This is a genomic window from Pseudomonas sp. MF6396, from assembly GCF_002018915.1.
Classification (GTDB): Bacteria; Pseudomonadota; Gammaproteobacteria; order Pseudomonadales; family Pseudomonadaceae; genus Aquipseudomonas; species Aquipseudomonas palmensis.
This window is the reverse complement of record NZ_MVOK01000004.1, coordinates 172,148-183,745: the sequence shown is the minus strand read 5'-3', so window position 1 is coordinate 183,745 and position 11,598 is coordinate 172,148. Positions and strand designations below refer to the sequence as shown.

Here is an 11,598-nt window from a genome sequence, read left to right as displayed (position 1 = left end):
ACGATCGATTTTATCACAGCCTGCCGATTGGGCACGCGCCCGGTCCGGCATGCTGGCGTGGTGCATTGGTGAAGTTTTCGGCATTATGCCCTGTCTTTCCTGCTCGCTACTTCGACAAGGCCATCTACATGCAATGCTCCCGGCTCCCTCAGGCCGACCTCAACCAACTGATCGTCGGTGCCCAGATACTGGAAGCTGACAGCTACGGTGCGAAAGTCTACCTGCTAGAGAACGGCAATATCCTTAAACTTTTCCGGCGCAAGCGCCTGCTGTCGTCGGCGTTGCTGCGGCCCTACTCCCGCCGCTTCATCGACAACGCCGCCAGGCTGGAGCAGTTGGGCATTCCGACTCTGCGTGTATTGGCGCATTACCGCCTGGAAAAGCCCGGCATGACGGCGGTGCTGTACCACCCCCTGCCCGGCCAGACGCTGAGCCAGCTCAGCCGCAAGGAAGGTTTCAGCTGGCAGCAGGCACTGCCGGACATGGTCCGCCTGGTACGGACCCTGCATCGATCGGGGGTGTATTTTCGCTCGCTGCACCTGGGCAACATCGTGGTGACGCCCGACCAGCAGTGGGGGCTGATCGATGTGGCGGACATGCGTTTTCTGCGCGGGCCGCTGAGCCGGCGCATGATCAAGCGCAACATACAGCACTTCGGCCGCTACCTGTCACGTGAAAAACTCAACGGGAGCTTCCCCCTCGCCGAGCTGGAGCAGGCTCTACTGGCTCCCTGAGTCAGGCTTGACCGCCCACATTTCCCGCAGGGTTCGACTGAAGCACTCCCAGGCTTGCTCCGGGGCCAGCGAGCGGTGCTGCGCCTGGGCAACGGCGGTTGCCGGCAGGCTGGCGCAACGCTCGATGGCAGCGGCCCACTCCTGCACGTCACCGACCCGTGCGTAAAGACCGCTATCACCCAACTGTTCATGGAACACCGGCAGGTCACTGCACAGTACCGGCACGCCGGCAATGACTGCCTCCTGCAGTACCAGGCCCAGGCCCTCGGCCCGGGAAGGCACGAGCAACCAGTCGAACGCCTGGTACAGGCGGCCCAGAATGTCACAATGCCCTGTCAGCGATACCTTGCCCTGCAGACCCAGCGCCTGGATCTTTTGCTGCAGCAATGGCCGCTCGGGGCCTTCGCCGAGAATGACCAGGCGCAGATCGGGTTGCGTCCGGCTAGCGGCGGCAAATGCATCGATCAGGTAGTCGAACCCCTTGTCCATGACCAGGCGACCGACAGCCCCCATGATCCGCACACCGGGCTCCCTCAACCCCATGACCTCGCGCGCTTGCTGTGCTGTCAGTTGCTCGTCGCAAAAACGGGTAGGTTCCAACGCGGTACGCAAGGCCGTCACCTTCAGGCCCAGCTCGGCCTGCAATGACGCCGCCAGCGTGGCCGACACCGCCACCAGTGACAGCTGCGCCGGCTTGAACCCGCACAACAGCGCCACATCCCTGGGGTGCAAACGGGTCTTGCCGTGAAACACCACAGTAGCCTTCACCTCAGGCAACCCCCTGAGAACAGGCAGTATCAGGCGCGATACCCCCAGCCCATCGAGCAGCAATGCGTCGGCTTGGGCTTCGATCAACGCCTTGCGTAGACGAGCGCGTAACCAAGGCTGCAGCAGCCCCCATACATGACGGCCCTTTATCAGGCGTTGCGGCAAGTTCCATTCTCGAGACGGCCCAGGAACACACGCCGCCCCCTGACCTTGCAACAGCCAGCTGTTCACGGAAATCTCAGGAGGCACCAATGAAAGGATCTGCTGATGGACCTTGTGCACCGAGACGAACGGCGAGCCACCAGCCCACATGATATTGATGACGTTCACTGGCCAGCCCACCTTGATTCACATATTACTGAAAAGACAGAAAACAACTCACAAAAAAAGAAGAGCAAGGCCCACTCCCACCACCAACCCCACTATTACCGCCAACGTCAACCGCACACGCTCGCGCTGCTTGCGACGTACCTTGCGCAGCCGCTCCTCAGGCACCGTGACATGATTGCCGAATCCGGTGTGCAGCACCGCATCGCCTTCAAGGGTCACAGCGGTCAGCTCAAGTTCGGCATACCGCTTTGAAAGCGACTTCTCGCCGCTATGCGCAGCGAAAGGTGCACATAGATGATAGTCACTCAGGCGTCGCAGCCCAGGGTTCAGCGAGAAAGACTGCCACTCGGGCTTGTCCGAGAGCAGCGGGTAGCAAGGGACCCCAGCGATGATCTCGCGCTCGCCCAGGTGAATGTAGGGGCTGTTGACATTGAGGTCGTAGACGAAATTGCGCAGCCATACCTGCAGCAGTTTCGGCCGCGCCTCGAGAATCACCTGCGAATCTTCGACGAAGGCCGGGCGATAGAACCGCCAGTCATCTTCGCAATGAAAGATGTACGGGGTTTTGACATGACCGTAAGCCAGATCGATCGACGCCAGCTGCCCAAGCTTGGGCTTGTTCACGAACACCGTGCAGTAAGGCTTCCAGTGCTCCGGAATGGCGTCGTGCACGGCCTCGTCACCGCTGTCTTCGGTGATGAAAACCTCACGGATAGGCGCTGTGTTGAACTGATCGAAACTGTCCAGCGTCAGCTTGAGCAGATCGAACCGCCCACAGCTGGTCACTACCAGCGTCACATCACTCTTTTCACTAAATTGCACAGCAACCCCCGGTAAATGCGTCCATGCAGTTGCAACCTCTCCAGTCCGTTCAGGCTGCACGCCCAGTGGAGTCAGACCCCCAGTTTCAGACGCAGACGCTGCCAAGCGCTCAGTGGTGGGTGAGGACGGAGTACCGGCTGCAACTGCTCGACAATACTGCGCCCGACCTGGGCGAAACTGAAACGTGAAACCGCCAGATCACGGCCGTTGGTGGCGATACGCTGCACCAGGGCCTCGTCGGCACGCAGGACCTTCAACTTGGCCTGCAACTGGGCAATGCTGCCATACAGTACGACGTTGTGCATGTCCTGCAAACCCAGCGCACGATTCTCCGCCTCGCCCTGGTCGAACGCCAGCAGCACGCAACCGCAGGCCATGGCCTCGAAGTTCTTGATCATGTACTCACCCATGCCGACGTCGGCGCTGACGAAGAAACGAATGCGGTTGAGCGTGTCGCAATACTCGGCACCCGAATTGGTACGGGTCACCACCAGGTTCTCGACTTGCCCCAGCTCGTCGAGCAACGCCTTGCGGCCGCTGTAGGCCACACTGTTGGTGCTGCCGACGAAGGCAAGTTCCATGTCCCGCTCGCGCCCCTGGTCGGCCAGCAACTGCTGGTCGTAGCCCTTGGGCACGAACACCGCGTCGAAGCCTTCCTGGCGCAGACGCTCGCTGACCATGTAACCCGAGCTGATCACCCGGGCCCAGGGCAGCTTGCGGTAATGCGCGCTGAACTTGCCGGTGTACTTGCACGGAATGTAGTTCTGGTAGGCATCGTGCTCCAGAATGACCAGATTGGGCACGGTACGGATGAAACCGACCTGACGGATCTCCTGCTTGAAGCGCAGGAAGAAGATGATGCGGTCGTACCGGGTGACGTCCACCTCGCGGCGAAAATACCCGCGCAGGTCGCGCTGTTCGGCACTGCTCAACCAGCGCAGGTCGCATTCGCAATGGGCCGCAACCCCTTCGTACAGCCGGTCAAGAATGGCCCGCTGTTCCTTCTGCACCAGAAATAGAACTTTCATTGTCTTCCTTGCGGCGCTCGGGCCACAGCTATGCATTCATGCACCGGGTTCAGAGGTCCCGGCGCCAGAACAATTCGTGTCGACGTACCGCCTTGCGGAAGAACTCGTTCTCACCGTAAGGCGAAGGCTGACGCCCGGCCAGCCAACGTTGCAGCAGGCGACGCAGGCGACGCTTGAAGGGTGCACGCGGCTGCAGGTCATGCATCATGCCCAGGGCCATGGCCTTGTCGCGCTGGGTGTCCAGCGTCAGGCTCAGGCTGTAGGGCGCCCAGGCCTGGCCAGGCTCGACCTGCGGCGGCAAGGCAATGCCGGAACCGCTGTCACCCATCGGCCAGCGATCGTTGTCATGCAGGTGGTTGGCGTAGTACAGCACGCTCTCGGGCTGCCATTGCAGGCCGTGCAACGCTTCGAGCACGGCGGCCTGGGCACACAGGTGGTCCGGATGCGGGTCCAGGGTCGGGTGCGGCATCACCAGCACCTGTGGGCGCGCCTGCATGATCAGTGCACGCAGGTCGGCCAGCAGGTTGTTCCAGGTGGGCGCGCCGTCCTGGTCGCCCGGCAGCGACAGGGCGTTGAGCTGGCGGAACAGCCGCGTATCGCTCAGGTCGGCTTCGCGTGAGGCGACGGGCTGATCCGGTGCGGCCTGCATGGCGGGCAACTGCAGGCAGAAATAGCCCAGTTGCACGCACTGCGCTTCTGGCACACCGGCCCAGCGCGGTACGGCGATACTGTCCCACGCGCGCAAGCGGCCCTTCAGGCGTGCGGCCTGCGCAGGCTCCAGGCCCATCTGCTGGTAATGCTCGGCCTCGATCTCGCCGGCCGTAAGCGTCACGACCCACGCCTCTTCGGCCTGGCTGTACAGCCCGTAGGCGGCCAGTTCCGCATCGTCGGCGTGGGGCGCAATCACCATCACCCGGCGCTGGCGCAGGTCGCTGGCGCGCACCACGATCAGCGACGCAGCCTCGACCACCCGGCAGCAACGCCCGCGGATGCGCAGAGTGCCGGCCAGCAGCGCCGGCGCCTGCCCGGTCAGATTGAGGTAGCGCAGTCCGTCGACCCCGCGCTCCAAGCCCTGCAGGTCCGCCTCCCCCTCGCCCGACACCTCGACGCCAGGGTCGCGAAAACGCCCCAGCAGCGAGCTTTTGACACGCACCTGCAGCACCAGCGTCTCATCGCCCGACAGGCTCAATGATGCCGGCGCACGCAGCACCAGGCCATCCAGCGACACCGGCACGCGCTCGCAGGGTTCAGGGAACTCGTACAGATAATCATCACCTGGCGAATAGAACAGGTGATCGGCAAACCATGCCTCGTGAGCCACCCACAACAGCGGCAACAGCATCAGCGCCAGCCACCATTTCACCAGCACGCCCAGGGCGATCAGCACCACCAGAGCGACCAGCAGGCCCACGCGCTTGTTGCGCCGATGGCGCCTGAGCAACTGCTGCTTGCGGCTCACACCTGAAACACCGGCACGGGGTTGCACCATCGGTCCTTGTACTCGCGATCGGCGCGGCCGAAGGAGAACCGCAGCGGCTTGTTCAGCGCACGCGCGGCTTCCCAGGCGCTCTGGGTGTTGAGAAAGCTCAGCACGCTGCCCGGGCTGAACGCACGCGTCTCGGGGTCGACGCCGCCGTTGACGTACTCGACGCTGACCCACTCGGGAGCCTCGACGCGGTACACCAGCTGGATCGCGATCGGCTTGTCTTCCAGAAACAGCACCGAGCCGATCAGCAACGCGCGCAGGCGTTCGACCATCTCGGCCATGCGCTCGGCACCGGTGGCCGCAAAGCCCCAGCGGCGCTGGAACAGGTCGCAATACATCGACGCGATCTCGGTACTGGTGAACTCGGTGATGGCCCGCACCTGCCCGCCCGCCTCTTCCAGCAAGCGCAGTTCGCGGCGCTGGTTGTAGCGAAACTTCTTCGACAGTTCTTCGGGCTGGCGTGCCATGGCCAGGGCTTCGGGCTGCGCCTTGAGGCCGCTGAAACGGCCCTGGTTGAGCTCGGACAGGTAGCGCCCGGCATGGCGCAGCGGCGCCTGTGCATCGGCAGCGGCCGGCAGAATCAGCTCGGCATTGCCCAGGTCGAACAGGCCCTTCTTGCCCCGGCGCTTGAGCACGTCCTTGGACAGTGCCAGGTAGCGGTCCCAGGTGGGTATGGCCGCCTTCAGTTCGTCACCCTGGTACCAGCCCAGGTAACGCACCGGAATATCGGCCATCTCGGCCAGTTGCGCGAGCACCAGCGGGTGGGTCGCCACACTGCCGCCAAAGCGCTGCCAGGCGTCGGCGTAGGCCGGCGCATCGATCACGCGCCAGCCGCGCTCACGCCAGCCTTGTACATAATTGAGCATCAGGCCTGCCCCGTCAGTTCGACAACCTGGGGAAGGTGCCAGAAAGTCTCGCGCACGGCCGTGTCGGAGAAGCGTTCGCGCAGGCGCTCGAGCATGCGCTCGGCACAGGCCTGGCGTTGCGCCTGGTCCAGCTCGGCCAGGTGTTGCAGGCCTTGCGCCAGACGCTCGGCATCCCCGAGCGGGAACAGGATGCCGACACCTTCGACCACTTCCTTGGCGCCACCGCAGGCGGTGGCCAGCAACGGCACGCCGGCCACCATCGCTTCGAGCAGCACCATGCCGAAAGGCTCGTGGTCCGAGCTCAGGGCAAACACGTCGAAGGCACTGAAATAGCGCCGTGCATCCGGTACCTGGCCGAGAAAGTCCACCTGTGCGGCAATACCCAGCGCCTCGGCCTGCGCCTTGAGCGCGTGCTCCAGGCGGCCGGTGCCCAGCACCGCCAGGCGGGCGCCTGCCGGCAGTGCCGGCAGCGCCTGGGCAAACCCGCGCAGCAAGGTGGCCTGGTCCTTGTCCGGGTGCAGCCGGCCGACGTTGCCGACGATCCATGCCTTCGCATCCAGGCCCAGGGCCTGGCGCGCCTGCGCGGCGGGCACCAGGCTGGCCTGCAGGGCGTCGATGTCGATGCGGTTGTACAGCGTCTGGATACGCTCGGCCGGCCACTTGGGCAGGCACTGGCGCATGTCGTCGCGCACCGCGTCCGACACCCCGAGCAGGCTCAGGCGTTTGCTGAACAGGTTGGCGAACAGCTGGCGGGTACGCCGCTGGTAGTCGCCAAAGGCGTGGTGCACGCCGATCACCGGCAGGCGGGTGGCCAGCAGGGCGATGTAGATCGGCTTGAAGCGGTGGGCGATGCAGAAGCTGAATCGGCGCGACGCGGCAATGCGGCGCAGTTCGCGAATCGCGCCCAGCTTCAAGCCACGAATGGCCTTGGAGCTGAACTCGAGAAACAGCACTTCATCGCTCGCACAGCCCGCCGCCACCTGCGGATCGGCGGCGCCGGTGAGAAACACCGTGGTGACGCGGTAGCCCTTGCCCGCGAACAGGCTGGCGTACTGACGGGCGCAGTCGAGAAACGGCCCGTCATAGCCATGGCAAAACTGCAGGACGTGCCGTTCAGCCAACGCTGTCATAAGCTTTCGCGCCGTCCTTGACCACCAGGATGTCTTCCATGATCAGGTACTGCAGGTCCGAGCCGAAGAACATGTTCAGGGCATCGGTCGGCGAGCAGATCATCGGTTCGCCACGACGGTTGAGCGAGGTATTGAGCGACACGCCGTTGCCGGTCAGGGTCTCCAGCGCCTTCATCATGTCGTAGTAGCGCGGGTTGTACTCACGCTTGAGCACCTGGGCCCGCGAGGTGCCATCTTCGTGGACCACTTCCGGCACGCGGGTCTTCCACTCTTCAGCCACTTCGAAGGTGAAGGTCATGAACGGGGCCGGGTGATCGATCTTGATCATCTGCGGCGCCACGGTGTCGAGCATCGACGGGCAGAAAGGCCTCCAGCGCTCGCGGAACTTGATCTGGTGGTTGATGCGGTCGGCCACGCCCGGCACGCTCGGGCAGCCGATGATCGAACGTCCGCCCAAGGCCCGCGGGCCGAACTCCATGCGGCCCTGGAACCAGGCCACCGGGTTGCCGTCGACCATGATCCGGGCGATCTGCTCGGGCATGTTGTCCAGCTTGCGCCAGGTCGGCTTGTGCTCGTGACGGGCGCAGGCGGCGATCACGTCCTCGTTGCTGTACGCCGGGCCGAGGTAGACGTGTTCCATCTTCTCGACCGGTACGCCACGGGCGTGGGACACATAGGCGGCAGCACCGACTGCGGTGCCGGCGTCGCCCGAGGCGGGCTGCACGAACAGCTCCTTCACGTCGGGACGGGCGATGATCTTCTGGTTCAGCTTGACGTTCAGCGCGCAGCCGCCGGCAAAGGCCAGCTTGCCGGTTTCCTTGAGCACGTCACCCAGGTAGTAGTCGATCATCTGCAGCGCGAGCTTCTCGAACAGCGCCTGCATGCTGGCCGCATAGTGGATGTACGGCTCGTCGGCGATGTCGCCTTCGCGCTTGGGGCCCAGCCACTCGATCAGCTTGGGCGAGAAGTAGAAACCCTTGCCCTTCTCTTTATAGCGGCGCAGGCCGATGACGTTGGCGTAGTCGGTGTTGATCTCCAGCTCGCCGTTTTCGAAGCTGGCCAGGCGCGAGAAGTCATACTTGCTGGCGTCGCCGTACGGCGCCATGCCCATGACCTTGAACTCGCCGTCGAGCATTTCGAAGCCCAGGAACTCGGTGATCGCGCCATACAGGCCGCCGAGGGAGTCCGGGTCGAAGAATTCCTTGATCTTGTGGATCTTGCCGTTTTCGCCGTAGCCGAAGAACGTGGTGGCGTACTCACCCTTGCCGTCGATGCCCAGGATCGCGGTCTTTTCCTTGAAACCCGAGCAGTGGTAGGCGCTGGAGGCGTGGGCCAGGTGGTGCTCGACCGGTTCGATCTTGATCTTTTTCGGATCGAAGCCCAGTTGCTCCAGGCACCAGACGATCTTGTTGCGGTAGCGCTTGTAGCGACGGTTGCCCATCAGCAGCGCGTCGAGGGCGCGATCCGGGGCGTACCAGTAACGCTTGGCGTAGTGCCAGCGGGCCTTGCCGAACAGGCTGATGGGGGCGAACGGAATCGCTACCACATCGACATCGGACGGCTTGATGCCGGCCTGTTCGAGGCAGAACTTCGCCGATTCGTAGGGCATGCGGTTCTTTGCATGTTTGTCGCGCACGAAGCGCTCTTCTTCAGCGGCGGCAATCAGCTTGCCGTCGATGTACAGGGCCGCGGAAGGATCATGGCTAAGGGCGCCGGACAGGCCAAGAATCGTCAATGCCAAGGGTCTAGCCTCTTCAAATCTGTAGATGTGCGCCCCGGCCTCATGGGCGGGTGGCAGCGAAAGGGCGGGATTATAGCGTAAAGCGTGGGGGTGCATGTAGGAGGCGCAGCGTTGTGTTGGCAGTTGCGCCCTCTTCGCCGGCAAGGCCGGCTCCTACGGGGTCGCGCGCACCTGTAGGAGCCGGCCTTGCCGGCGAAGAGGCCCGGGCACCCTACTCGGCAATCAGCCAGTCCATGCGCCAGCTGCCCTGGGTCTGCCCCAGCACCTGGGCCAGCCACGGCAGCAGTGCGCGCAGCTCTTCTTCCAGGCCCCACGGCGGGTTGGCGATCGCCAGGCCAGAGCCGTTCAAGCCCTGCGGGCTGTCCTGCGGGTGCACGTACAGCTCCACCCGCAGCAGCTTCGGCGCACCGGTGCTGGTCAGGTCCTGATAGAAACGCACCAGCTGGCGCTGGTCCTTGATCGGGTACCAGATGGCCGCGACCGTCTGGCGCATGCGGCCAATCGTCTCCTTCATCGCCACCGTGCATCGCTTGAGCTCGTCGGCCTGCTCGAAGGGCGGGTCGATCAGCATCACCGCACGCTTCTCCTGCACCGGCAGCAAAGCCCTCGGCACGTGCCAGCCCTCGCCCAGGTGCACCGCCACGCGTGGGTCCTTCTTCATGTTTTCCTTGAGCAGGCGCCCGTCTTCGGGGTGCTTCTCGTTGAGCAGCACGCGGTCCTGCTGGCGTGCCAGGCGCCGTGCCAGCTCGGGCGACCCCGGGTAGTAGCGCAGCTCGCCGTCGGGGTTCATCTTGCGCAGGATGCGCAGGTAATCGGCCGTCACCTCGGGCAGGTCGTCGCGCCCCCAGAGCCGGCCGATGCCTTCCAGCCACTCGCCGGTGCGGGTCGCCTGGTCGCCCTGCAGGTCATACAGGCCAAGGCCGGCGTGGGTGTCGAGGTAGGCGAACGGCTGCTCCTTGCGCGACATCAGCGCAATCAGCCGGGTCAATACGAGGTGTTTGAACACGTCGGCGTGGTTGCCGGCGTGAAAGGCGTGACGATAGTTCATGGCAACTCCTGCAAGGCCCGGAAGTTTACCCTGTCAGGCCCGCGCCGTCAGGTGACAGCCGCCAGAATGACAACGGCCCGACCTCCAGAAGAGGCCGGGCCGTTGCCGGGCAGCATGATGCAGCCGTGTTATTTGTCGGCGTGGAACGCCGCTTCAGCGGTTTCGAAACGCTTGACCATCGCAGCCGACGGGCTGCCCGCCTTGCTCACGAAGTAGATCGCCAGCGATGCGAACAGGAAGCCCGGGATGATTTCGTACAGGCCCATGGTGTCGAACTGCTTCCACAGGATCACGGTCACCGCGCCCACCACGATACCGGCCAGTGCGCCGTTGCGGGTCATGCCCTTCCACAGTACCGAAATCAGCACCACCGGGCCGAAGGCGGCACCGAAGCCGGCCCAGGCGTAGGCCACCAGGCCCAGCACGCGGTTGTCCGGGTTGGCGGCCAGCGCGATGGCGATCAGCGCAACCGCCAGCACCATCAGGCGACCGACCCATACCAGCTCGACCTGCGAGGCGTTCTTGCGCAGGAAGGTCTTGTAGAAGTCTTCGGTCAGGGCGCTGGAGCACACCAGCAGCTGGCAGCTCAGGGTACTCATCACTGCTGCCAGGATGGCCGACAGCAGCACACCGGCAATCCACGGGTTGAACAGGATCTTGGCCAGTTCGATGAACACGCGCTCGTGGTTCTCGGTGACCGGGCCGGCCACTTCAGGGTGCGCCGAGAAGTAGGCGATGCCGAAGAAGCCCACGGCCACGGTACCGGCCAGGCACAGGATCATCCAGGTCATGGAGATGCGACGGGCATTGGCGATCGATTTCACCGAGTCTGCCGCCATGAAGCGCGCCAGGATGTGCGGCTGGCCGAAGTAGCCCAGGCCCCAGCCCATCAGCGAGATGATGCCGATGAAGGTCGCGCCCTTGAACATGTCGAAGTTGCCCGCGCCCTGGGCTTCGATGGCCAGGAAGGTGGTGTCGAAGCCGCCGGTGGCGATCAGCACGATCACCGGGGTCAGGATCAGCGCGAAGATCATCAGCGTGGCCTGCACGGTGTCGGTCCAGCTCACCGCCAGGAAGCCACCGACGAAGGTGTAGGCGATGGTGGCAGCAGCACCGGCCCACAGCGCCGTCTCATACGACATGCCGAAGGTGCTTTCGAACAGGCGGGCGCCGGCCACGATGCCGGAGGCGCAATAGATGGTGAAGAACACCAGGATCACGATTGCCGAAATGATGCGCAGCAGGCCGCTGTGGTCTTCGAAACGGCTGGCGAAATAGTCCGGCAGGGTCAGCGCGTCGCCGTTGTGCTCGGTCTGCACGCGCAGGCGGCCGGCCACGAACAGCCAGTTCAGGTAGGCACCGACAGTCAGGCCGATGGCGATCCAGGCTTCGGAAAGGCCCGACATGTAGATGGCGCCCGGCAGGCCCATCAGCAACCAGCCGCTCATGTCCGAGGCACCGGCCGAGAGCGCGGTCACCACGCTGCCGAGGCTGCGGCCACCGAGGATGTAATCGGAAAGGTTGTTGGTGGAGCGATAGGCCATGAAGCCGATCAGCACCATTGCCGCGATATAGATCACGAACGTGATCGTGATTGGATTGCTAAAACTCATTGTTGCGCCCTGGCGTTTGTTTTTATGTAGTG

At 63.9% G+C, this 11,598-nt stretch carries 10 protein-coding genes; 1 reads left to right on the top strand and 9 read right to left on the bottom strand.

Features of this window, described 5'->3' with window-relative positions:
* Window positions 1–128 precede the first annotated feature (128 nt).
* A complete protein-coding gene (locus tag MF6396_RS05650; protein WP_078479860.1) occupies window positions 129–734 on the top strand; it encodes a toluene tolerance protein in 606 nt (201 codons plus the stop codon).
* Here the strand turns inward: MF6396_RS05650 and MF6396_RS05645 are convergent.
* The 9 genes from MF6396_RS05645 to putP form a co-directional block, all read right to left on the bottom strand.
* Window positions 720–1,832, bottom strand: a complete 1,113-nt coding sequence (locus tag MF6396_RS05645; protein ID WP_058541613.1) for a glycosyltransferase — start codon at window positions 1,830–1,832, stop codon at window positions 720–722. The genes MF6396_RS05650 and MF6396_RS05645 overlap by 15 nt on opposite strands.
* 48 nt (window positions 1,833–1,880) lie before the next feature.
* The gene (locus MF6396_RS05640; protein ID WP_058541614.1) at window positions 1,881–2,654 is read right to left on the bottom strand and encodes a glycosyltransferase family 2 protein; all 774 of its coding nucleotides are present in this window, start codon (window positions 2,652–2,654) and stop codon (window positions 1,881–1,883) included.
* Window positions 2,655–2,725: 71 nt separating this feature from the next.
* A complete protein-coding gene (locus tag MF6396_RS05635; RefSeq protein ID WP_058541615.1) occupies window positions 2,726–3,682 on the bottom strand; it encodes a glycosyltransferase family protein in 957 nt (318 codons plus the stop codon).
* Between the two features lie 49 nt (window positions 3,683–3,731).
* Window positions 3,732–5,141: a PIG-L deacetylase family protein gene (locus tag MF6396_RS05630; protein ID WP_078479859.1), complete on the bottom strand. Its 1,410-nt coding sequence runs from the start codon at window positions 5,139–5,141 to the stop codon at window positions 3,732–3,734.
* Window positions 5,138–6,034 (bottom strand): antimicrobial resistance protein Mig-14, encoded by an 897-nt coding sequence (locus MF6396_RS05625; RefSeq protein WP_078479858.1) that lies wholly within the window; start codon window positions 6,032–6,034, stop codon window positions 5,138–5,140. Before MF6396_RS05625 ends, MF6396_RS05630 begins: the two co-directional genes overlap by 4 nt.
* Entirely contained in the window at window positions 6,034–7,164 is a 1,131-nt protein-coding gene (locus MF6396_RS05620) for a glycosyltransferase (protein ID WP_054915750.1), read from the bottom strand. The genes MF6396_RS05625 and MF6396_RS05620 overlap by 1 nt, the downstream gene beginning before the upstream one ends.
* Window positions 7,148–8,905: a carbamoyltransferase family protein gene (locus MF6396_RS05615; RefSeq protein ID WP_043863582.1), complete on the bottom strand. Its 1,758-nt coding sequence runs from the start codon at window positions 8,903–8,905 to the stop codon at window positions 7,148–7,150. Before MF6396_RS05615 ends, MF6396_RS05620 begins: the two co-directional genes overlap by 17 nt.
* Window positions 8,906–9,116: 211 nt before the next feature.
* Window positions 9,117–9,953 (bottom strand): 23S rRNA (adenine(2030)-N(6))-methyltransferase RlmJ, encoded by an 837-nt coding sequence (locus tag MF6396_RS05610; RefSeq protein WP_043863583.1) that lies wholly within the window; start codon window positions 9,951–9,953, stop codon window positions 9,117–9,119.
* A gap of 128 nt (window positions 9,954–10,081) precedes the next feature.
* Window positions 10,082–11,566, bottom strand: a complete 1,485-nt coding sequence (putP, locus tag MF6396_RS05605) for a sodium/proline symporter PutP (RefSeq protein WP_043863584.1) — start codon at window positions 11,564–11,566, stop codon at window positions 10,082–10,084.
* Window positions 11,567–11,598 lie beyond the last annotated feature (32 nt).

Excerpts from the sequence above, each read along its gene's own strand:
- putP (WP_043863584.1), bottom strand. The coding sequence starts at position 11,566 with ATGAGTTTTAGCAATCCAATCACGATCACGTTCGTGATCTATATCGCG.
- MF6396_RS05620 (WP_054915750.1), bottom strand. The coding sequence starts at position 7,164 with ATGACAGCGTTGGCTGAACGGCACGTCCTGCAGTTTTGCCATGGCTAT.
- MF6396_RS05625 (WP_078479858.1), bottom strand. The coding sequence starts at position 6,034 with ATGCTCAATTATGTACAAGGCTGGCGTGAGCGCGGCTGGCGCGTGATC.
- MF6396_RS05610 (WP_043863583.1), bottom strand. The coding sequence starts at position 9,953 with ATGAACTATCGTCACGCCTTTCACGCCGGCAACCACGCCGACGTGTTC.
- MF6396_RS05650 (WP_078479860.1), top strand. The coding sequence starts at position 129 with ATGCAATGCTCCCGGCTCCCTCAGGCCGACCTCAACCAACTGATCGTC.
- MF6396_RS05635 (WP_058541615.1), bottom strand. The coding sequence starts at position 3,682 with ATGAAAGTTCTATTTCTGGTGCAGAAGGAACAGCGGGCCATTCTTGAC.